Source organism: Ligilactobacillus salitolerans (assembly GCF_003864415.1).
Classification (GTDB): domain Bacteria; phylum Bacillota; class Bacilli; order Lactobacillales; family Lactobacillaceae; genus Ligilactobacillus; species Ligilactobacillus salitolerans.
In genome coordinates this window covers 29,160-49,709 of record NZ_BFFP01000015.1, presented here as the reverse complement: position 1 = coordinate 49,709, position 20,550 = coordinate 29,160, and the positions used below count along the sequence as shown (strand labels likewise).

26 protein-coding genes are annotated in these 20,550 nt (G+C 41.9%); 2 read left to right on the top strand and 24 right to left on the bottom strand.

What is annotated here, in order from left to right:
- Positions 1–485 precede the first annotated feature (485 nt).
- Positions 486–878 (bottom strand): CvfD/Ygs/GSP13 family RNA-binding post-transcriptional regulator, encoded by a 393-nt coding sequence (locus LFYK43_RS05700; protein ID WP_124976297.1) that lies wholly within the window; start codon positions 876–878, stop codon positions 486–488.
- A 36-nt stretch (positions 879–914) separates the two neighbouring features.
- On the bottom strand, positions 915–1,496 hold the full coding sequence (locus tag LFYK43_RS05695) for a peptidylprolyl isomerase (RefSeq protein WP_124976295.1): 582 nt from the start codon (positions 1,494–1,496) through the stop codon (positions 915–917).
- Positions 1,497–1,773: 277 nt separating this feature from the next.
- On the opposite strand from LFYK43_RS05695, the gene LFYK43_RS05690 reads away from it, so the two are divergent.
- Positions 1,774–2,778: an NAD(P)/FAD-dependent oxidoreductase gene (locus tag LFYK43_RS05690; RefSeq protein ID WP_124976293.1), complete on the top strand. Its 1,005-nt coding sequence runs from the start codon at positions 1,774–1,776 to the stop codon at positions 2,776–2,778.
- Between the two features lie 88 nt (positions 2,779–2,866).
- A complete protein-coding gene (locus LFYK43_RS05685) occupies positions 2,867–3,520 on the top strand; it encodes a VTT domain-containing protein (protein ID WP_124976291.1) in 654 nt (217 codons plus the stop codon).
- A gap of 50 nt (positions 3,521–3,570) precedes the next feature.
- Here LFYK43_RS05685 and LFYK43_RS05680 read toward each other — a convergent pair whose 3' ends face one another.
- From LFYK43_RS05680 to LFYK43_RS05580, 22 genes are all read right to left on the bottom strand, one after another.
- Complete coding sequence (locus tag LFYK43_RS05680; RefSeq protein WP_124976289.1) at positions 3,571–4,200, bottom strand: TIGR01906 family membrane protein; 630 nt, start codon at positions 4,198–4,200, stop codon at positions 3,571–3,573.
- A 2-nt stretch (positions 4,201–4,202) separates the two neighbouring features.
- Entirely contained in the window at positions 4,203–4,973 is a 771-nt protein-coding gene (locus LFYK43_RS05675; protein ID WP_124976287.1) for a TIGR01457 family HAD-type hydrolase, read from the bottom strand.
- Between the two features lie 55 nt (positions 4,974–5,028).
- Entirely contained in the window at positions 5,029–5,649 is a 621-nt protein-coding gene (locus LFYK43_RS05670) for a YutD family protein (RefSeq protein ID WP_124976285.1), read from the bottom strand.
- Between the two features lie 36 nt (positions 5,650–5,685).
- Positions 5,686–7,068, bottom strand: coding sequence for a bifunctional metallophosphatase/5'-nucleotidase (locus tag LFYK43_RS05665; protein WP_124976283.1), 1,383 nt, complete (start codon positions 7,066–7,068; stop codon positions 5,686–5,688).
- 7 nt (positions 7,069–7,075) lie between these two features.
- Positions 7,076–7,684, bottom strand: coding sequence for a metallophosphoesterase (locus tag LFYK43_RS05660; protein WP_124976281.1), 609 nt, complete (start codon positions 7,682–7,684; stop codon positions 7,076–7,078).
- Between the two features lie 140 nt (positions 7,685–7,824).
- Entirely contained in the window at positions 7,825–8,850 is a 1,026-nt protein-coding gene (locus LFYK43_RS05655; protein WP_174713968.1) for a class I SAM-dependent methyltransferase, read from the bottom strand.
- Positions 8,851–8,935: 85 nt separating this feature from the next.
- Positions 8,936–9,229 carry a hypothetical protein gene (locus LFYK43_RS05650; RefSeq protein WP_124976277.1) on the bottom strand — a complete coding sequence of 98 codons (294 nt, stop codon included), beginning with the start codon at positions 9,227–9,229 and terminating at the stop codon, positions 8,936–8,938.
- Complete coding sequence (locus LFYK43_RS05645) at positions 9,219–9,674, bottom strand: prepilin-type N-terminal cleavage/methylation domain-containing protein (protein WP_124976275.1); 456 nt, start codon at positions 9,672–9,674, stop codon at positions 9,219–9,221. The genes LFYK43_RS05650 and LFYK43_RS05645 overlap by 11 nt, the downstream gene beginning before the upstream one ends.
- Positions 9,658–9,930: a hypothetical protein gene (locus LFYK43_RS05640; protein WP_124976273.1), complete on the bottom strand. Its 273-nt coding sequence runs from the start codon at positions 9,928–9,930 to the stop codon at positions 9,658–9,660. The genes LFYK43_RS05645 and LFYK43_RS05640 overlap by 17 nt, the downstream gene beginning before the upstream one ends.
- On the bottom strand, positions 9,911–10,363 hold the full coding sequence (locus tag LFYK43_RS05635; RefSeq protein ID WP_124976271.1) for a hypothetical protein: 453 nt from the start codon (positions 10,361–10,363) through the stop codon (positions 9,911–9,913). The genes LFYK43_RS05640 and LFYK43_RS05635 overlap by 20 nt, the downstream gene beginning before the upstream one ends.
- Entirely contained in the window at positions 10,353–10,622 is a 270-nt protein-coding gene (locus tag LFYK43_RS05630) for a competence protein ComGC (RefSeq protein ID WP_124976269.1), read from the bottom strand. Before LFYK43_RS05630 ends, LFYK43_RS05635 begins: the two co-directional genes overlap by 11 nt.
- 76 nt (positions 10,623–10,698) lie before the next feature.
- Positions 10,699–11,946 carry a DNA/RNA non-specific endonuclease gene (locus LFYK43_RS05625; protein WP_229717975.1) on the bottom strand — a complete coding sequence of 416 codons (1,248 nt, stop codon included), beginning with the start codon at positions 11,944–11,946 and terminating at the stop codon, positions 10,699–10,701.
- A 217-nt stretch (positions 11,947–12,163) separates the two neighbouring features.
- Positions 12,164–12,637, bottom strand: a complete 474-nt coding sequence (locus LFYK43_RS05620) for a hypothetical protein (RefSeq protein WP_124976267.1) — start codon at positions 12,635–12,637, stop codon at positions 12,164–12,166.
- Positions 12,638–12,684: 47 nt separating this feature from the next.
- Positions 12,685–13,014: a hypothetical protein gene (locus LFYK43_RS05615; protein WP_124976265.1), complete on the bottom strand. Its 330-nt coding sequence runs from the start codon at positions 13,012–13,014 to the stop codon at positions 12,685–12,687.
- Positions 13,015–13,163: 149 nt separating this feature from the next.
- Positions 13,164–14,204, bottom strand: coding sequence for a GH25 family lysozyme (locus LFYK43_RS13040; RefSeq protein WP_124976263.1), 1,041 nt, complete (start codon positions 14,202–14,204; stop codon positions 13,164–13,166).
- The gene (locus LFYK43_RS05605; RefSeq protein WP_124976261.1) at positions 14,194–14,424 is read right to left on the bottom strand and encodes a phage holin family protein; all 231 of its coding nucleotides are present in this window, start codon (positions 14,422–14,424) and stop codon (positions 14,194–14,196) included. Before LFYK43_RS05605 ends, LFYK43_RS13040 begins: the two co-directional genes overlap by 11 nt.
- Entirely contained in the window at positions 14,421–14,645 is a 225-nt protein-coding gene (locus tag LFYK43_RS05600; protein ID WP_124976259.1) for a hypothetical protein, read from the bottom strand. Before LFYK43_RS05600 ends, LFYK43_RS05605 begins: the two co-directional genes overlap by 4 nt.
- The gene (locus LFYK43_RS05595; RefSeq protein ID WP_229717973.1) at positions 14,645–14,818 is read right to left on the bottom strand and encodes a hypothetical protein; all 174 of its coding nucleotides are present in this window, start codon (positions 14,816–14,818) and stop codon (positions 14,645–14,647) included. Before LFYK43_RS05595 ends, LFYK43_RS05600 begins: the two co-directional genes overlap by 1 nt.
- Positions 14,819–15,133: 315 nt before the next feature.
- The gene (locus tag LFYK43_RS05590) at positions 15,134–15,376 is read right to left on the bottom strand and encodes a hypothetical protein (protein WP_124976255.1); all 243 of its coding nucleotides are present in this window, start codon (positions 15,374–15,376) and stop codon (positions 15,134–15,136) included.
- The gene (locus LFYK43_RS12960; RefSeq protein ID WP_268226921.1) at positions 15,376–15,504 is read right to left on the bottom strand and encodes a hypothetical protein; all 129 of its coding nucleotides are present in this window, start codon (positions 15,502–15,504) and stop codon (positions 15,376–15,378) included. The genes LFYK43_RS05590 and LFYK43_RS12960 overlap by 1 nt, the downstream gene beginning before the upstream one ends.
- 2 nt (positions 15,505–15,506) lie before the next feature.
- Positions 15,507–19,760 (bottom strand): phage tail spike protein, encoded by a 4,254-nt coding sequence (locus tag LFYK43_RS05585; protein WP_229717977.1) that lies wholly within the window; start codon positions 19,758–19,760, stop codon positions 15,507–15,509.
- A 2-nt stretch (positions 19,761–19,762) separates the two neighbouring features.
- Entirely contained in the window at positions 19,763–20,542 is a 780-nt protein-coding gene (locus LFYK43_RS05580) for a distal tail protein Dit (protein WP_124976251.1), read from the bottom strand.
- Between the last annotated feature and the right edge of the window lie 8 nt (positions 20,543–20,550).

The following is a 20,550-nucleotide window of genomic DNA, read 5'->3' as shown; positions in this document are numbered from 1 at the left end:
ATCGCTGAGTGCAAGCACTCATTGTTAACAGATTGCGTTCGACTTGCATGTATTAGGAACGCCGCCAGCGTTCGTCCTGAGCCAGGATCAAACTCTCATTTTAAAAGTTTGTGACTCATAAATTTTACTAGCGAATTGACTTCGCAAATGTTGTTTGCACTTACCATTCGGTAAGCGACCTCACACATTTGATTTATCGAAACTTTGTTCAGTTTTCAAAGATCTACTATGCAAGCAAAGTTGAAGATCAGCTTTGTCGCAACAACGATTATTATATCAATAACATCATTGCTTGTAAAGAACTTTTTTATAATCAGCGAAAATATTTAAAAACAAGTTTTAAAAAACGCCAACTACAAAAGTATATCATTGAAATAATTGAATGTCAAAACAATTTTAAAATTTATTTATTCAAAATTTCGTGACCGTCGTTGACGGCAAGAACTATCATACCAGCTTTAAGCCAGTACGGTCAAGCACTTTTTTTATTTTCCGTGCTCGATGTCATTTAATGCTGCCAAAACCCAGCCGTCTAAGCGTTCTCTGATCGGTTTGAATCCCGTGGTGACGTTCCGATCTGTCCAATACCTCTTATGCTGAAACCGAGCACGTTTGCGCGGTTGCGAGAAATCGAACGGTTTTTCTAGGCAGCGGATGGAAAGTGAGATTTTCTGTGTATAAAGATCGATATCGATCACCATCACATTAACTTCCTGTCCCAGATGCAAAATGCTGTTAACATCGTCGACATAGCCATTATGGCACTCTGAGATATGAACTAGCCCTTGGTTGTGCTCGTCTAGAGAAACGAACGCTCCATAAGGCTGGATCCCTGTTACCTTGCCTTGGACAACTTGTCCAATTCGATAATCGCTCATCAAATCCACCTTTCTATTAAAAAAATAATAAGTAAGCTATTTGATAACAATGCTTTCAATCTTAATTTCTTTGACCGGCTTGTCCTGTGCACCCGTTTGAACTGCAGCGATCGCATCGACCACATCTAAGCCATCCAGCACCTGGCCAAAAACAGTATGCCGATGATCTAACCACGGAGTACCGCCGTTTTGATACATATCAATAACTTGATCAGGATATTGGGCTGCCTTCATTTGGTTTAACATATCTGCTGGTACCGTTGAACTTTGGACAATGAAAAACTGACTGCCATTTGTATTCGGACCAGCATTCGCCATAGATAATGCTCCGCGAACGTTAAAGAGTTCTACTGAAAATTCATCTTCAAAAGGTGCACCATAAAGGCTCTGACCGCCCATTCCTGTCCTAGTCGGGTCACCGCCCTGAATCATAAATTCTGGGATCACGCGGTGAAAAATCGTCCCATCGTAATAGTGTTTTTCAGCGAGGCCAACAAAATTTTCAACTGTTTTAGGAGTTTGTTCAGGAAATAACTGCACTGTGATCTGTCCTAAGGTTGTTTCAATTACTGCTTGTGGTCCATCTACATTTGCTAAATCTGCTTGTGGGTATGTCATAACTAATCTCCTTAATGTTTTTCCTTACTTATGATACAAGAAAACACCTGCTTTTGCCAATTTATTTAGTGCTCTTTACAAGATCTTGCTACCTAAGCTGATTTTCATCCTGCCCTTTCTGTCTATTCCTGCCGATTCACTCTTTTTATCAGGTAATTATTCAATTTAGTTTTCATTAATGCTAGTCTATTAGTTGGATGTTTTTAGAGGCAAACCACAAATCCTGGATGACAGCGATCTGCTTTGCCTCAATTTTGAAAGGAGCTCGTTTTAAGCGATGCAAGACGAACAAAAATACTATGATCTAACTATTATTGGCGGTGGACCGGTGGGTCTTTTTGCGGCGACTTATGCTCGAATGCATATGGCCAAGACTCAAGTCATCGAGAGTTTAGCTACGGTGGGAGGTCAAGTTGCTGCCCTCTTTCCTGCTAAAACACTTTATGACATTCCTGCCTATGCAAAAGTAACCGGCCAAAAATTAATTGAAAACCTAACGGAACAAACACAAGCTTTTAAACCAGAGATCCACACTAATGAAACCGTCAATTCGTTTACTAAAGAAGAGGACGGTTTTCGGATCGAAACTACCAAACGCACAACCTTTAGTAAAGCAATTATCATCGCTGCAGGGATCGGTTCGTTTACCCCTCGCAAGTTGCGCGTTGAAAATGCGAGCCGGTTTGAAGACAAGCAGCTGCATTATTTTGTCTCGGATCCCTCAGTTTTCAAAGGGCACGATGTTGCTATTGCTGGCGGAGGAGATTCTGCGATCGACTGGGCCTTAGAATTAGCTCCTATTGCTAAATCATTGACCATCGTTCACCGACGAGACCAATTTCGAGCCTTAGAAAGCAGTCTGGCTAAACTTCACAATTACGAAAATACAACTTTCAAGACCCCGTATACGATCAAGGATCTCACGGAAACAGCAACCCGCCAATTAACGATTGCGTTGCAAAAAGCGCGAACCAGCGAGCAAACGCAGTTAACTGTCGACGATTTGATCGTCAACTACGGTTTCACTTCCAGCAACCGTCTGATCGAATCTTGGGGGCTTGAAATGCAACGGCATGAGATCAAAGTCAATGACCAGCAGGAAACTTCCATGCCTGGTGTCTACGCAATTGGCGACGTCGCCTACAAAGCAGGCCGCCCTGCTTTAATTGCTGCTGGCGCTGGTGAAGCACCTATTGCTGTCAATAATGCCTTACTGGCAATTTATCCGGAACGGCGGCAACCCGCTCACAGCACCGAGCTGATGCTGAAGTACAAGGAATAAGATTTGCTTAAATCACCAGTCACCGCCTTTACAGCACTGCAGCATGAAGTATAATACTGACAATACATTTCTAAAGGAGAAAAACCTCTTGGCCAATCTAATCGATTTCGTTTTGCACGTTGACGAACACTTAGTTAATATCGTTAATACATTTGGAACTTCAACTTACTGGATCTTATTTCTGATCATCTTTATAGAAACAGGAGCAGTCATTTTACCTTTCTTACCTGGGGATTCTCTCCTCTTCGCTGCAGCGGCACTTGCAGCTAATCCTGACTATGGTTTAAATATCTGGGTCTTTGGCGCACTATTCTTATTGGCTCCAGTCCTAGGAGATACCTGCAACTTCTTTATTGGCCATTTTCTTGGCAACAAATTAAGGTCAGCGGCTTGGTTCCAAAAAGCCGTCAAGCCGGAATATCTTGCTCGAACCGAATCGTTTTTTGAAAAACACGGTTCCATGTCGATCACATTGGCACGTTTCATGCCGATCATTAGAACCTTTGCACCTTTCATTGCAGCCGGCAGCGGCCTCAAATACAGCAATTTCATCAAACATAACTTAATTGGTGCAATTGCTTGGGTCACTTTATGCTGCGGGTCTGGTTTCTTCTTTGGCAACACTGCCTTCGTCAAAGCTCATTTCTCAATGATCGTGCTCGCTATCATCGTGGTTTCCTTGATCCCAGCGATCGTCGGCTTGATCAAAGGCAGCAAGGCCGAAACAAGTTCCAAAGACTGAAAAATAAATATAGTACGTAAAAACCTCAGGGCGAGCTTGCCCTGAGGTTTTTATTTTTTCAAACTGCGTTTACCGATCCAGATCATACCTAGCAGCCCACCGACAAATAAGACGAAAAACAGCCCAAAACAGGCGAAAAAGAATTCATCTGGCAAGGCATTAATGATGGGGTCTTTTAACGGATCAAAGAGCCAGTCATTGTTGCGAAACAAGAGTTTATGGAAGTAAACAAAAAACTGTTGGAAAGACAAAGTCATCATGACTGCTAAGACAGCTGTGCCGGCTAAAATGATCTGTGCTGGCACGATCAAAGTCCACAGCAGCCCTTGCTTGACTAATTTTCTCAGATACCAAATACTGATCGGCATTCCACACAACAGGACTGCATAATCAAGTAAAAATAGTTTTTTTACATCTGCGAAATGCTGTAATCCGCTTGGGGAACTCGGCAAGGTCAACTGCAGTTCCTTGATCCAAGGAAAATTCAGGTAATTCAGCAAATGCTGATAATTGGACCGTAATCCCTCTTTGGTCAAACTAACACTTTGCGCGAGGTGCTGATGGTCAGCAAAATAATAATAAAGCGGCTGAAAGTTGATCACGAATGCAATGCAGAAAGCAAGCACGGTCAAAAAAAGGACGACTTGGTAAAGTGCTTGAAAACGCAGAGTTTTTGGCATGGCTAAATCTCCCATTCATCAAGGGAACTAATTTCATGTGTCGGTTTAATTGCTTGTTTTGCCACTAGTTCAGGAGTTGAAACACCAGTATAAACTAAAATCGTGTCGATCCCAAAGTTGATCCCAGCCTTAATGTCAGTCATATAGTTATCCCCGACCATCGCCACGTCACTTTTTTGCAAGCCCATCTGAGCTAAAGCTTTTTCCATAATGATCGTTGCCGGCTTGCCGATCATGACAGCATTTTGCTGAGTTGCGCGTTCAACCAAAGCGATCAACGAGCCGGCACCCGGTACTAATCCACGTTCATTTGGGAGATTCGTATCAGCATTGGTCCCAATAAATTTAGCACCGCGTTTAATAGCCAACGTAGCTAATTCAAATTTATGGTACGTTGCGTCATAGTCCAGTCCGACAACGGCATAATCTGGACGCTGTTCTTCAAACACAAAGCCGCGACTAAGCAGCGCTTTTTTTAAGCCAATTTCTCCGATCGCATACACTGTCCGTTTTTCCGGATCCAAGTCTGCCAGATAGTCAGCCGTTGCTAAAGCCGATGTAAAAACATTCTCCACCGTGACGTGGATATCAAAATTCTGGGCTAGATTAGCCACAACTTTTTCCGGTTCCTGCGTGCTGTTATTGGTCACAAATAAAAAAGGCAGTCCTTGCGCTTGCAAGCGTTCAATAAAGCCCTTTGCCGCTGGGATCTTTTCCTTGCCCCGATACATTGTGCCATCCAGATCTATCATATAACCTCGGTAACTTTTCATCAAAACTCTCTCTTTCTCTTCAAATCCGCCTTAAACTACTCTCTGGTTGTAACGTTTATTTCTGCCGGATGACAAAACGCCGTTTCTTCGTACGCTTTTCTGCCGGCGTCGTTTGCCGAGGCTCATTTTTAGTACGCCGTTTGTGAACCGAATAGTTATTATTAGTTGACTGACTGCTGTTACGTTGCGGCTTGTTGCGTCGCTGCCGCTTACGCCCTCGCGGCTTATTGCCCGCATGATTTTTTTGACCCGATTCTTTTCCGTATAATTCCTTGTCCATAGCCGAACTAGACTTCGGGTGGGTCACTGCCAGGTTTTTCAAAACAAAATACGGACAGCCAAAATTACAATACTCATTTAGATAATCTTGCAAGCGATCAATACTTTGAGCAGGTAAGCCCTTCTTACTGCCGCTCTCATAAAAACCGTGCAGCCGCAGCTGATCAAAGCCAATATCTCCGACAATATAATCATATTTAGTCAAAATGTCGCTAAAGCGTTCCTCTAGCTTCTCAACGTCAAAGCCGGAATGAAAATTGACCAGCAATTCATATGGTCTGCCGTCAACAGTCAAATGCTGTTCATCGGTCAGTTTGACTTCACTCGCAGCTGCTTTAATTGCTTCCGCTTTTTTAGCCAATTGAGCTTCTCTGCGCTCTTTTTTCTCACTATTCACTACTTACTTCCTCCAAAATTAATTCCACTCATTATACTATACTGGAAATTTCTGCGCAAAATACGTCCCCAGCGCATCACGCAGAAAACGATCACCAATGTAGGAAATCTCCCCTGCAATTTCCAGCGTTGGGAAAAATGGCCCATAGATAAAATTATCTACTGTGCCGATAGTGTAGATTTTCTCTGGGTCAAGGGCATGTCCATGCAACAGAACTGTTTTTTCTGTTTGATCATAACTGATCCCATCGTAGACTAGTTCCCCGAAGACCGTGCCGCGAAAACCATTTCCTTTCACAATCGAACGACGCAGGTGCCGCCGATTTTTTTCCATCTCCCGAATCAAGCGCCATAAATTGTAGCCAGTTAGTCGCACCTTGACCATCCGCATTGGGTGCGGCAACAATTGATGCAGCTCATTTTTCGTGAGGATCCCCTTTTTTAAATCGCCTAAAAATAAGCCGGCGTTCAAAATAGCCGTTTTTGTCTGAGTGGCTTCTTCCACCGCTGCCAAGCTTTCCTGCATTAAAGGATAATCTTGCACCAACGAGCTGGAATAATCTTCCGGCAAGCAGGCGACTTTTTGGCTGCGCAAGATCTGTTGGCCCTGTTTAACGTAACTTTCGATCTCATTTTGGTCTCCCACGACTTCAGGCAGCTCCAAGGTGGATATGGTTTGGGCAATCTTTTCACTGATTTTTTTATCTTCACCCAGCGTCAAATCAACTCGGCCAACATACTGCCCCCATTTGCCCGCTGCACACACTAAAGTTTTGCCATCCAGCTCCCCATTTTCCAGGAGATGATGCGTATGGCTTCCCAAAATTATATCAAATTGCGGATATTTGCGCGCAATATACCGGTCCATATCAATACCTAAGTGTGACATTAAAACCAACACATCGACACGCGGTCGCAGCCTTTGAACCAAATCAGGCAAAACGGAGTCAATATCTAAAGCCTGCCAGTCATTCATAGCATAGGTCGGTCCAAAAGGAGCGGTACATGCTAATAACCCAACTCTTGTATTGTTGGCTGTTTGAATTATCTTTGCTCTTTGGGTCCAAGAAGGCCGCTCATCAGTCCTTAAATCAATGAAATTATCCAAGATCACTGGGGCATTACTGTTTGTATAGAGATCTTCCAGCTCCTCATGGGAATTCCCGATCCCTTCATTATTGCCAATAGTTAAAGCATCATACTCCACAGTATTCAGCAGATCTATGTTTGCTTTGCCATTGGTAGCTTCCGTTAACGGATGAACACGATCCATCGCATCCCCAAGATCAACCGTGACCACTGTTTGCCCTTGACTTTCCAGCCGTCTTTTAGTTTTTTGCAGATAGCGCCTGATTTTAGGCCAATTTTCAAAGTGGGAGTGAATATCATTAGTATGCAGGATCGTAATTTTTTCGTTCATTATCTACCTATTTCCTTTTCTGAAAATCAATTTTCTTGCTTTGCACCATTGCAACTACTTCTTTTTGAGAGAAAGGTTGTCCGAACGGCCGCTTCGCTAAACCAAGATAGTCCGCTTCCGGGCTATCGACTCCAACATTCAGGTTGGAAACTGAATTGATCGCATAATGATGAATGTGTCCATGCAAGTTAATACTGTTAACTGAGATCCCCAACATCAAAGGATAATGTGTCAGGAAAAATTGATAATGGTCGAATTTTAAAATTAGGCCAACGTCATGAAAGATAAATTTATCCTGCCCACTTTCTGTTTTCACCTGGTGTTTGGCGAGATGTTTTAATAATGCACGCGGATCATGGTTTCCCTTTACAAAAACGATCTGACCGTTGAGCTGGACTAATAAGTCTAAAACGGCCGAATATCCCTTTCGATTAGAATCGATCTTGGCGATATCCCCAAGATGGTAAACTGTATCCTGCGGGGTGACAACACGATTCCAATTTTCGATAATTGTTTGATCCATTTCTGCTGTCGTCAAGAAATCACGATGTGCAAAATGCAGATCATGCTTCAAGTGCGCATCTAAAAAATGCGTATCCGCTGTAAAATAAATCATCTTCTCGCCCCTCAGTCCTAATATACTTTAATTTTACACTGGTTTGGGATACAAAAAAAGAATCTGATTCAAAAGAAAACTCTGCGTTAAAAGCAAATCACGGTTAAACTCGGCAAAAAACGCCTGCTTAACCGTGATCCTTATTCTTTATTGAATGTGATCTGTTCGTTTTTGATCCAAGTATCAATTTCATTCAGGAAGCTGCCAAACTCGGCTTGCTGCTTAAAAGATGGGAAATCACCAAGCAAAACCTGTTTTGCTTGGTGAACTGATCTTCCCTTCTTCTGAATGATCAGCAATGACTTGCGTGCTGCTTTATTCGCAAATAACTCTGCCGGTAAATTTAACAAGCCTTGCAGATAACCCTTGTCTTGAATGACCTGTAATAATTTTTGACTCTCTTTAGTCTCAAATAAACCGCCAGGCACAACGAATAAACCGAACCCACCAGGATTCAAAACATTTAATGACTGTTCGATCAAGATATGATGGACATATGAATGACCTTCTTTGGCATGAGTCTTAAATTCTTGCACTCGTTCATCAAGCGGGTAATAACCCACCGGCAAGTCACTGATGATCAGGTCAGCAGCACTTACGGCCAGGTCTTCAATGGCATCCTGGTGATAAAGATCAATGTTTAGCCCCTCAAATTGGGCCCCGATACTAGCGATTGCAAGCAATGTATCGTCATTATCGATCCCCAAGCCGTGTAAATCTTTCCAGCCATTCGCCTGCAACCGCAACATCAGTGCGGTCAGCAAATTACCTGTCCCAACGGTTAGGTCCAGTATTTTCAACTTCTGGGTTGGTTGAGTCAGCTTTTCTACCAGATATTCAAGCAAAAAGCCAATCGAATCCGGGGTCATTTGGTGATTGGCCTGGATTTTTTCTTGGCGGTAAGCTTGCAATAAAACCAATTGAATTACCTGTCTAATTTCTTCCGGTTCAAGAACAGATAAATCGATTTGCTGATAAATCTCCTCTAGTTTTGTTACGGTCTGCTTCTTCAAGGCTCCAGCAGGATCCTCGATCTGCCCGCCGCTCAACAAGTCATCAGCCAGCGCAATAAATGCATCCAGGTATGCTAGGTCAGCGTCATCTTGCAGTAATTTGATCCCCTGCTCAAACTGTTCATAAACTTTTTTGATTTTCTCTAAATTCAACTGTTTCACCTCAATTACTCTCTAACAAACTAGTGTACCGAGAGCCAGCGTGAATTTCAAGCAGCTTTTCGCTTAAGTTAGGGTCTCATTCTTCAAATTCAACGGTATACTCAAAGCTTTTATGATTGTGCAAAACCACCTGACACTTGGTATTGCTGCGAGTCACACTCCCCAAATTATACTTTTGCCGTTCCCCATCTTTAATATTATTAGCAAGCGCTAAATTTTTTAAAGCTTGGGCTTCATCTTGCTGGATCAGTTCTTGGTAGGACACGGCTCGAACATGGTAATAAGTGATCTGCCCTGCAAGCATGACTCCCGCCCACAAGAGCAGCAAAACTGCAGACACAAATAAAGAGCCTTCCGCTTTATTCTTCATTTCTGTCACCCTTTTTGACTTTAGTCCTAAAACAGATCTTTTCGTGAAAAACTACATCATGCAATGAAAATTTCAAGTCGAGATATGGAGCATGATAAGTTAACTTGCCCTCTTGCAAATCATAAAGAAGCGGCATGTACCCCTGGTTTTTGCCCTGCATTACCAATTTATGGTCTGTAATTTTTAATGTGTACTCCATCTTTTTGGTTGGGCTATAAAGCAGCAGCTGTTTTTGGTTTTCTCCAGCATATTCTAAACTTAGCTGATCACCTTGCAGAGTCGCCAGGGCGGTGGCAACTTGAAACTGGTCTGAAAATCGTAGTGAGTGGGCCTCTGTCTGCCGGTCAGAGTAGAAATTAGCCAATAAAATAATCACCAAAATATCGATCATCAGAGCAATTAGAGTCTCGACCAATGTAAAACCGGCGCTATTTTTGCAATTCAACTCGAATCTCCTCTGTTCCATCATTGACTTCGATCATCTTTGCTGCCTGCGGGTCTTTTCTTTCATGCATTAATAGCTCATTACTTTTACTCAGCAATTGACTGGCAAGTTCAGTCCGTACAAAAAGGACATGTTCTTGCTGTAAAGCGCGAGTTCGGATCGAACAAAAAATCAGGATAAAACCTGAGACGATCCAAAGGGTTGCCAAAGCTTCTGCTAAAGCAAAGCCGTTGCTTTTATTTAGCTTTCTCCACACGATACTGTCCTCCATAACCCAGTTGAAAAATGATACTATATTTTAGCTGATCCACATCCGAATAAAAACTGATCGTTTGCGGCTGTGTTCCACCCTGCACATAAACTTCTTCTTCTTTACTTCCGCCTAGCAAATGCAGCGTTTCAGGTACCGGAAGTACTACCACTCGTAATGGTTTCGGCCCGATAATAAAACGTACCTCTTGGTCTGTCAGCCGCAGATGGGCCGCAACTTTTTGCTGATGAGCCGATAAAACTAAACTTGACCAGTCTTGGCGAAAGTTGTGCCAAAACTCATCTTCTTTCATGCTTTTGATCGCATTCAAACTAGGAGCAAACTCTAACAACTCAATTGAAACAGTTAACAGCAAAACGATCACGACCTCGGTCAAAGTAAAGGCCGCAACGGCTTTTTTTGGCTGCCTAATCGTCAATGTTTCCACCTACTTTTAAGTGCTCTTTTTGAATCTGGCGAATCTGCGAATTACTTAAATACCCATCCTTTTTTAATTCGTCGAGTGTGACAGAACTGTCTTCACCCAGATTATGTTCATTTCGATAAAGTTCAACTTGCGAGTTGAGTTCTGTCTGCAATGCCTGATCATTGATACTGAGTGCTCGCCCCCGTTGCTTGCTGACGTTCGGGATCACAATTAGGATCAAAAGACTGATAATAAATAAAACGACGGCCATTTCAATGGAGATAACTAAATATATTTGTATAATAAAAAGCCCGCCGGATGTTAGTCTAGCGGGCTTTGTGTTGCTTTTATGAAGGCGGATTGCAGACGTTACATGGAGTTAATCCTGCTGCCTTGGCTTCCTTTAATGTAGTCGGCGTAAAGTGTCCACGTCCATGCGGATGCGTGTGGTACTTGCTACCGGTCGGAGTTACGTAGACAGTCATATTGTCGTTGGCCCCGGCTTGAGCAGTTGACTGACTGCTTTGTTTTGCTGGCTGGCTCTGAGCGCTGTTGGAGTAGCTAGATCGTGAACTAGACCCTTGACTTGTGGATGCGGTCGTAGTGGCTCCAGACACGTTACTAGATCCGTCTGCATAGTTGAGCTTTACCCCACTCTGTACGTTGAATATGTAGACGTTGAACGAGATCGCGTTGCTTCCTACAGATTTAGCCATCATGTGGACGCCCCGAGCTAGAAGCTCATTGCTGCGAAAAACAGGAGTGACTGAATAGCGAACGTAATTACTTGAGCTCTGTTCTAGATAGGTCTTAGTGTCCATTTCGAACCGTAACATTTCCGGGCTGTTCAGCGAGCGGGTACCAGTGATTAAGTTCTTCCAGTTCGCGTTTTCGTCCGACAAAGCCCAACCGATCAGATGAGATCTGTTAAACAGATAGCCACCGCCGATGCGTTTGTTCTTCCACCCGGTCGGTGTAACTTCCGAGATACTGCTACGCTCTTCGCCGTCTTTTGGCATTGTAGACTGATTGAGCATAGCTTCTGCGGATGTGGCACGGTTCAAGCCGTCTAGATTGCCGTACTTTTCCCAAGCCCCATTAGCGGTCGACATATCGGCATTGCTGAACGTCGGTACGCCGTTATTGACGTTGATTGTCTGCGTTCCTTGGTACTCCAAGTTAGCAAGACTGGCGCTTGACTTCTTAGCAGCGGCGAGCTTAGCTTGTGAAGCCTGTTCTGCTGCTTTCTTTGAAGAAGCTTCTTTTGATTCTTGCTCTTTCTTTAAGCTCTCTTGCTTAGCAGATTCTTTCTTCTTCGATTCCTTTATAGCTAGTAACTTAGCCTGGTTTTTCTTCTTATCAGACTTAACCTTACTCTTCTTAGATTTAACCGCGACTTTCTCAGTTTTCTCAAGCTGTCCCTTATCGGCTTTCTCCGAGGTGTCGGGCGTTAGTGCGGCAAATATGACAAGTGACAACAACGAAACGGCTAGTGTGATCCACTTTTTCTTACCTTTTCGCCTTTTCTTGGTGAAAAGGCAGACAAAAAAATAGATCATTGAAGCAAACCAAATCAATGCAAATACGGTGTCCAATGTAATTCCCCCTATGTTTTCCTTTTGTGACTATTAAATAATACCATTAATATAATTTGATAAGATAATCAATTTAAATAAAAATAGCCCTGCTCTGGCTGTATAGAGTAGGGCTAATCGAGGTATGGCTTCATCTTATCGCTTTTTCTGTGGATCTAAAACAAACCAGTTTATTTCAGCGTAAAAAAATAGCCCCGATCACTCGGGACTGTGGAAATTATTCTTCGATTTCAAAGCCGTTGATTTCTGGCTCTTGGTATTCGTGCTTTAGGTTTTCTAAGAACCAAGCTTTGACATGCTCTGCGTCAGCAATGTCCTCATCGGTATAGTACCACTCTAGGCTTGCATCCATGTCCTTGTCAATATCGGGACCGCTGAAGATGTCAACGGCGGCCGTTGCGACGTACCGCCCGCCGATGTAATTCGTGTTGTTGTCATTGAGCTGTTCAAATTGGATAGTAGTCTGGTATGCGGTACCTTCTGATGTGAATTCGATGTTTGCGATCATTGTGTTTTCCTCCTGTAATCTGTCTTCGATAATTGACTGTAGATCTTTGATGTCAGCATACGTGCCGTACTTGCGAACAAAAGTAGCTGCGGCTGATTTCCTGTTGCGATACTGTTTTTCAGCTCGGTGCTCAGCATCGTACTTCTGAACTGCCTTGAGCTGAGCTTTGCTTGTTTTTGGCATTTTCTCTCTCCTTTTAAAACAAAAACCCCAATTAAGGGGGCTGGGCTCTATTCTTCTACTTCTTCTAACTGGTCATCCCAATCATTGTTGTTGATGAACTCAACTTTGAGATACTCTGCTGGGTCGCTGTCGTAGTCTGATAAGCTGCGCACACTGTCTGGATCATATGTGCCGTAGTAGTCGCTTGCTTGACGATCGTCATCAATCATCAAAGCAACGAACTTGTCTTTAGGGTCAACGTTTAAGCCGTCGTAGCTTGTCCAACCATCGTCAAGGAACTCTTGACCTGTCATCTGGTAAAAATTAACTGTGATGTGTTCGTTGACGAAGCTGTAGCCTTTTTCCAATAACTCTTTTGCGATTTCTTTTTTGTCCATGTTGATTATCTCCTTTTTGTTTTCCTTTACTTGATTACATATATAGTATAAGCCTAGGCTTAGATAATTACAACCACTTTTTACAACTTTTTTTAATTTTTTTGCAAAAAAAATAAAGCTCCAGCATTTCTGCCAGAGCTTCAATAATTCTAGTATTTAATTTTCTGTCCCACACGAATCAAGTTAGCGTTCTTGATACCGTTCTTAGCGACCAGAACATTAACGCTAGTCCCCAGCCGTTTAGCGATTGCACTCAGCGTGTCGCCGCTCTTGACCGTGTAATAACGAACGGCGGACGCATTAACTTTAGTCACGTACTCCAGCGTATTATTAGCTGGACCCGTAGCTAGATAAGCATACCCGCCAGACCTTGGCTGACGCACCCAGCGGTAGCCACCTTGGATGATTGCTTGGTCGGTGACGACAGTGCTGCCAGCGGGTAGTGTGGCGATCACTTTGGAGCTGGTCGATGCACCAGAACGTAATTTTACGGCTGTTTTAAGTTTGTAGGTCGCTTTTTCAACAACCCACTTAGCTGACGGTTTAGGAGCTGGTTTGCTAACAGTGGGAGTTGGCTTCGATACCGTCTTATTGCTTGGATTAGCGTACTTCTTCCACTGGTCAGCGGTCAGATAGAACACACTGTGGTCTATACCAGTTGAGCTAAACTGCCAACCGATAACATTAAAGCCATGCGCATTATACGGCATATCGCCAGGCTCTTTGAAACTTGGCCAGTTCTTGTATGGATAGCCCGCAATCCAGCCTGCACAGGTACTTTTGATGTTTTGACACTGAGCAAAACCGTCAGAGCCTGTATACAGGACACACCAGACGCCTGTTAGCTCGTGGACCCGATCAACAAACAACTTTGCCCATGTTGTGGACCCGTATGCGGTATTTGAGCCGTTTTCCCAATCCAAGAACAGAACGGCCTTACCGACATAGTTCTTAATATTATTGATAAAATAGTTGGCTTCTGCTACCGCTGAACCGCCACGTGCATAGTGATAGAGCCCAAGCAACTTTCCAGCCTTGCTTGCGTTATCCCACATAGCATTACAACGCGGATTAACATAGCCAGTTCCTTCTGTCGCTTTAATAATTGTGATCGCAGCGTTCTGATTGACCGCCTGCGCTACTGTCTGGTACGGATCCGCCACATCAACCGCATATAACTTACTTCCCATTCTGATTGTCCTCCTTCTTATCCGTCGGTGCCGTCAAGATACCCGCCGCAACTAGTACGTTCAGAATAGCTGTATAAGCCAGCGTGACGTCTTTAGTTTGGTCGGGTGTGATCTCGATACCAAACAACTTTAGAATAGCAATACCAGCACTCAAGCCAGCGCCACCTAGCGTTAGCCAAGCAGCTAAACTTTTATGATTAAAATTAAGAATCTTCTTCATTCTCCCAACTCCTCCATTAAATCGTTGACTGTATCCTGTAATTTCTTTATTTGTTCCATGAGTTCTAGGTTCTCTTTCTGCAATTTTTCTATTTTGTCGTTAGCTTGCATAAGTTTATCAATAATATCGACATTGGTATTTCTGAAGGTCCCTTTCACCGTATACAAAGTGCCAACAAGTCCAAAAAAACCGACTATCAATGCAACTGTGCTTCCATCCATCAATAGTCACCTGCCAATGCGTCCAGCCAAAACGAAATTGCGATAGCTGAAATTAAAATCGTTTGTAATGTCGGCGGATGAGGGAACAATAGATCTCGGTACAAAAATAAGCCTGCGTAACCAAACCACAGACCTGCACCAATTACTATGAATGTCGCTTTACCATGCTCCATATGTTTGTTTGCAAATGACACGTATAAACCAAACACCCCCAATAATGCGATTAGAAAAAGTAGCCCATTATCAAACGAATGCCTAACTGCGTAGTATCCATGAACACTGGGGACATCCTTTAGCTGTTGGACTTTCCCATACCACATGAAAAGTGAAAACAAGATCGTTGTTACTGACTTGCTGACTATGTTTCGATTACGAATAAACTTCTGTCTAAATGTCACATAAATTCACTTCCTTCTTATTTTCTGCACAAAAATAGCCGCCCTTGCGTACTGTGAATTTCTTGGCGACTAGATTAATTTAATTAAATATTATTCCGCTGGCTCAGCCTTTTCTACTTTAACCAACTCACTCAAGCGATCCCGACTTAACGACTCAATCTCTTTACGTGTCAAGTCGTCCAGTGTCTTGCCTTCTGGCATCATGTCAGCTTGCAACTCAACGTTAGCATTAACCGACTCACTATTAGCATAACCGCTAAATGTGGATGCAATAGCTGACGTGTTTCCGTCCCCGTCAATACGATAGTTGATGTTAGTAATTTTAATATCCATTATTCTTCACTTTCCTTTTCTTGTTTCTGATAGGCTTTAATTTGTGCTGCTAAGATTGAGTTCTTAGCTTCAAGTGTCCCAATCTTATTGGCTAAATCATTGATTACTTCCTGTGCGTCAACATCCATTGTTAGGCTCCCTTCAATTCACTTATTTCATCTTTTAATTCAATTAATTTTGCTTCCAGTTCCTGTATAGCTTTCCACGCAACTGTGGTCATACGATATTGGTTAACACCGTCACCGTCCACAACGATATTAGAGATGTCATAGCCGCCACCAATGACCAGCCCAACTTCATCTTTGTCTGGGGTATTTTTCAGCTGATAGTTATAGATAGTAGACTTGTTGATCTCATCTAACGCTGAAAAGTCAGCCTCACAGATATTCTGTTTGTACTCTGCTAATGATCCGTTGTTAAAGCCAGAGGCACGTACAGGCATATACCCAGAGTTGGCGGTATCCATGTTAGTTGTCTTAACGGCAACTTCTCCATGTGTCATAAGATACAGGTTTACTGAATCAGTCTGACTGTTATTGTTAGCGATTCTATCAGCAAAGACATATCTAGCCCGAAGATTAGCATAGCTATCAGTGCCACCAGAAGCGGTGATTCTAACTTCATCTTCAGCCTTTAAAGGTCTGATATAGACATTTCTTGCACCGTCAATACCTGTATTGACTTCCATAAAACTAGAATAGACACCATGCGCCCTGTGATCTACATAGGTGTAATCATCAACACTGCCATGGCCTTTCATAGCTGTGGCAAAAGTAACTGACCTAGTTTCATTATTAGACGCCAGATATACATTATATTCTGACGTACCAAAGATATCAGAAGTCGTGACCTTGTTTGATACCTCAAATAACGTATCACCGCTGCCGTTCTTCCAGAAGATACCATTAGTATTGAACACAAGATTATCACCATTATTTTTTTGCATACGCAAATCATTGCCTTGGACAGAAAAAATACCATTGCCGTCAGCAGATTTAATCTTAATACCGCTCAATGTACCTGTGACAATGTTATTGGCATTCATGTTGATAACATTCACATTAGCAGCGTTCAGCGTCCCAGCTGTTATTTTACTTGCGTCCAAAGTATCTATCATGCTTGACTTGATGACAGCATTCTTGATCGTTGCGTCCCCGTCAATCATGATTTTCTTGCCTTGGATTAAAACTCCGCTTTCATCGATGTTAATTTGTGAGACCAAATTTGCTTTATCAGCTTTGTCATCAGGCGAATCAGTATAGTCAGTTGCTTTAGTGCCTTTTTCAATTTTTACTCTACCTAACTTGTTTCTATAAAGTGTATTTGAGTCATAAACAAATCTAACATTTACAGTGGAAAAATCTGTTGGCGCCTTAATTGTAAATGAATACCTTTGAACTGAGCTAGTCATGTCTATTGAATTTTTCGACTGACTTACAATAGTTCCAGAATTGTCATTATAATGTACAATTATATTGATATATTTAGCATAATTACTTGGATTGTCCCCAAAGTAACAAGCGTCAAACGAAACTGTAGTATTATCACCTTTAGAGCCAGAAATTGGAATGTTGTTCTGCCCAGCACCAGTATATCCATTTATTGCTTTGGTCGAAGAATATACTAATCTTCCATCGCCCCAAATTTGATAAGTATCTATATTACCAAATTTAGTCCAACCATTTGTGCCATCTGCAAAATTACCATTGGTGACATAATTCCGTCCACCAACTTGCATGTTATCAAAGTCAGTCTGACTAACTTTCAAATTTATCTGATTACTCAACTGAGTAATTTGACTGGCATCAGCCTTACTTGCAACTGTCGATTGAATACCTGAAATAGTTTGATTGATGTTAGTAAACTTGTTATCGGCGTCTGACTTATTATTAGTAACGGTTGAGCTAATACTATCCGCTTTCTGGTCTACTTTAGATAAAGCTGTAACAGTGGCTAGGTCTTCTGGTGCTGGTGTCCAGTCAGTTGCTTTGGTGCCCGTTTCTAGCTTAACTTTACGTATTCTAATAATATCCGTATTAGAGCCTGTTTGTGACTCAATAATAAGTCTAGCTTGAGTCCACTTGCTGGTATCATATACCCAAGCATCTTCTGCTTTAATAACCATAGAAACTCGATACCATGTGTTAGCAACTTTAATAATATCCTTTAAGTTCCAGATTCCAGCTTGAACAACATATTGACTACCAGCATTTAATCTAAGTGAACCATAGAATAAAGAATCTACTGTTGGAACTGATGTCATTGAAACGTCAAGGCTTATGGTAAATACATCACCTGGTCTAATGTCTGCGAACCAGCCTGTTCCGTCTATTGGATAACTACGATTAATCTGGTGATAGCTTCCACCAGTCCTAGTTATTTCTAGGTATTGCCCATCAACAACTCTATGGTCTGCTGTACCACCTGAAGTAAAGTTCCAGCCGTCTGAGTTAGTAGGTAGTGAGTTCTCAATATAGTTACGTGCTCCAATATTGAGATTATCCACTTTATTAGATACGTCTGTTACAGTGTGAGTAATCTCGTCTGCTTTCTGGTCAATTTGTGAGCCTGTCCATTTTTGAGTAGCATATCCACCCTTATCAAGTAAGCCTTGCACATCTGAGCTAGATACTTTCTGCTTAATCTCACCAGCCAACTGTTCATTAGAACTCTCAACTGTTCCGACTCTTCCAGTAAGAGTATCAACATCTGACTGTTTAGCCGTTTTCTTAATAGCTTCAGCGTTCTGCTCTACTAAAGTACCTTGTTGCTTAACAGTCTGGTTAATACTATCAACAGTAGTTTTATCAGCTTTATCAACTAACTTACCCTCTACCTCATCAACTTTAGAAGAGACACTGGTAGCTGTTGTTTTAGCATCTTTAGCATTATCTAGAGCGTCCTTAGCATTAGTTAAAGCTGTAGCACTATCCTCTTTAGCTTGAGTAACATCACCTTTGACACTGTTAGCAACTTGTTTAGCTGTAGTAGCAGTATCAGTGGCAAAGCCGGCGTCTGTAATAGCTTGATTGGCCTTAGCGGCAGCATCATCGATGTCTTGCATGGCTTGATCGACCGCATCATCAATTTCTTTTTGATGCTCAGTCGAGGTGACTAATTGCCAACCATCATTAAAGATATATAGCTCAGTTTCTCCGTTGCCTAAGTCTTTGTACCACAGATCGCCATTTTTAGCGGTTTTAGGTTGATTAGGCGAATAAGCCGCTTTATGTTGCCCATCCGCAGCAGTCATCACATAACTAATTTGTTGATTAGTTTGATTGATTGAATTAGAAATATCATTAACTTTAGAAGTTAAATCGTTACCACTTAGATCATCACCAAGTTCGACCGTATTATTATGCTCGTCAAGTAAGTCATGATTGATCTTAAAGACACGTGTCATATACTCCAGATGAAAATCATGGCGAATAATTGCCACGGTGTCGCCCAGAGTACAATCTCCCACATCAATAACAGATGCTTTGAATTGAACTTTAGGGCGCTTTAATTCTTGCAACTTTTGATAGGTATGTTGGATTAGCACATCCTTGTCTTCGTCATCTTCAAACTCAACTAAACCAATTCGGGGCTTACCATCGTCGAAACCATAAGCTTTTGTTGCGTCAGGATCTTCAAGGTATTCTTGCCCTTTTGGTTTGTCTAGTGGATCGCCATTTGATTTTTTCCACTCAATATCTGCAAACGTGATTCTTCTACCGTAGCCATCGGGCGTATCTGAGTTATCATCCCCGTCTACTTCTTCACCTTTACCACGCCCCACCAGAGCCGTATACAACTCCTCTGTGGACGTTTCACGCTCAACATCTAGAGCATTAGAGCCATACTCAAAACGTTTGCCAGTACGTTTTCCTTGCTGATAATACATATTGACCCGTCTTGTAGTTATCTTGTTGCCTTCAATTGAGACAGTAAATGTCAATTCTAATCCAAATAAACTTACTATGTCTTGAATACAATTAAGAATCGGTTCGTAATAGAAATTAGTTGTTGCATTACTGGTGTTATAAATTAGTCCTAATTCCCAACGAGTGCCTTGCAGTACCATCTCAAGCATATAGCGTGCTTGTTGAGCGCTTGGTCGTAAGTCCTTAATATATCCATAACTAGCAAGCTCATCATAGGCAGATTCAATACAGGTGTATTCGATCGTTGATTCTTTTATATCCTCAGTCAGAATTTTAAACATCAAAAAACCATCCCCATTTGGAGATGGAATGCATGCCTTTACAATGCTTGAAGGCAATGGCTCCTTTAAACTAAAAGTAAGTTGGCTAGCAGTATTGATTTGCTCGATAAGGTGAGCTTCAATGAAATTGTTGGCAACTTGTACCAGTTCTTCATTTTTATTAAAAAAATACATTTTCAAATTCGCTTCACCTCATATTCAATCGTTAGCGTACCTGTGGGGCTTGTAGTAAATGTTGTACCATTCTTAATAGTAAAGTCCCCTAAGTTGCTTTTTAAATCAAGGTCAATCAGTGCACTTGTTGAATCGTATTTCACAGCAAGATCCTTGAAATCAACTGTAACTTTCTGGTCTGATGACACACCACGATTTACAATAATCTTCATGCCATCGCTAGTAGTTATTTGGACCTTATCAGCGTTCACACTGGGAACAAATGTCAATGAATTTGGTACAGTCGGATATACTATCGTTGTATCATCTATTTTGATATCGGTGACTGTCACGGGTTGAGTTCTTTTATAAGGGTCAGAACATGTTATTTCAATTGTACCTATAATATTCAACTGACCAGCCTTAGCATTTTCAACTTTAGAAACCGTTCCAATATAGTAATAATTAGTCTCATCAGCAAAGAAAAACTTTTTTTGCGGTTGATACAGCCATTTTTTTAAACGATCAAATCTGTCTTGCAATTCAGCGCCTGAAATAGCCAACAACTGAAAATTAACTGTGATAGTTTTAGCCTCAAATCTTGAATCAAGATATAAACTACCATCACCCACCATCTCAGGAGCGTTTATTGTGCGAGAAAAATTTTCTCTGCCATCTACATTAAGTGTAGTAAAGCCCGGTATTTTCTCATCTAAATATTCACCGTTCCAATTTAATGCCTCGATTTGGAGCACATCATCAGAACCAGTGTACTTTTTTAAGTCTCTAAATTTGCTATACATGTGTGCTC

Excerpts from the sequence above, each read along its gene's own strand:
- LFYK43_RS05700 (WP_124976297.1), bottom strand. The coding sequence starts at position 878 with ATGAGCGATTATCGAATTGGACAAGTTGTCCAAGGCAAGGTAACAGGG.
- LFYK43_RS05695 (WP_124976295.1), bottom strand. The coding sequence starts at position 1,496 with ATGACATACCCACAAGCAGATTTAGCAAATGTAGATGGACCACAAGCA.
- LFYK43_RS05690 (WP_124976293.1), top strand. The coding sequence starts at position 1,774 with ATGCAAGACGAACAAAAATACTATGATCTAACTATTATTGGCGGTGGA.
- LFYK43_RS05680 (WP_124976289.1), bottom strand. The coding sequence starts at position 4,200 with ATGCCAAAAACTCTGCGTTTTCAAGCACTTTACCAAGTCGTCCTTTTT.
- LFYK43_RS05675 (WP_124976287.1), bottom strand. The coding sequence starts at position 4,973 with ATGAAAAGTTACCGAGGTTATATGATAGATCTGGATGGCACAATGTAT.
- LFYK43_RS05665 (WP_124976283.1), bottom strand. The coding sequence starts at position 7,068 with ATGAACGAAAAAATTACGATCCTGCATACTAATGATATTCACTCCCAC.
- LFYK43_RS05660 (WP_124976281.1), bottom strand. The coding sequence starts at position 7,684 with ATGATTTATTTTACAGCGGATACGCATTTTTTAGATGCGCACTTGAAG.
- LFYK43_RS05650 (WP_124976277.1), bottom strand. The coding sequence starts at position 9,229 with ATGAAGAATAAAGCGGAAGGCTCTTTATTTGTGTCTGCAGTTTTGCTG.
- LFYK43_RS05630 (WP_124976269.1), bottom strand. The coding sequence starts at position 10,622 with ATGGCCGTCGTTTTATTTATTATCAGTCTTTTGATCCTAATTGTGATC.
- LFYK43_RS05620 (WP_124976267.1), bottom strand. The coding sequence starts at position 12,637 with ATGCCAAAAACAAGCAAAGCTCAGCTCAAGGCAGTTCAGAAGTACGAT.
- LFYK43_RS05615 (WP_124976265.1), bottom strand. The coding sequence starts at position 13,014 with ATGGACAAAAAAGAAATCGCAAAAGAGTTATTGGAAAAAGGCTACAGC.
- LFYK43_RS13040 (WP_124976263.1), bottom strand. The coding sequence starts at position 14,204 with ATGGGAAGTAAGTTATATGCGGTTGATGTGGCGGATCCGTACCAGACA.
- LFYK43_RS05605 (WP_124976261.1), bottom strand. The coding sequence starts at position 14,424 with ATGAAGAAGATTCTTAATTTTAATCATAAAAGTTTAGCTGCTTGGCTA.
- LFYK43_RS05600 (WP_124976259.1), bottom strand. The coding sequence starts at position 14,645 with ATGGATGGAAGCACAGTTGCATTGATAGTCGGTTTTTTTGGACTTGTT.
- LFYK43_RS05595 (WP_229717973.1), bottom strand. The coding sequence starts at position 14,818 with ATGGAGCATGGTAAAGCGACATTCATAGTAATTGGTGCAGGTCTGTGG.
- LFYK43_RS05590 (WP_124976255.1), bottom strand. The coding sequence starts at position 15,376 with ATGGATATTAAAATTACTAACATCAACTATCGTATTGACGGGGACGGA.
- LFYK43_RS12960 (WP_268226921.1), bottom strand. The coding sequence starts at position 15,504 with ATGGATGTTGACGCACAGGAAGTAATCAATGATTTAGCCAATAAGATT.
- LFYK43_RS05585 (WP_229717977.1), bottom strand. The coding sequence starts at position 19,760 with ATGTATTTTTTTAATAAAAATGAAGAACTGGTACAAGTTGCCAACAAT.
- LFYK43_RS05580 (WP_124976251.1), bottom strand. The coding sequence starts at position 20,542 with ATGTATAGCAAATTTAGAGACTTAAAAAAGTACACTGGTTCTGATGAT.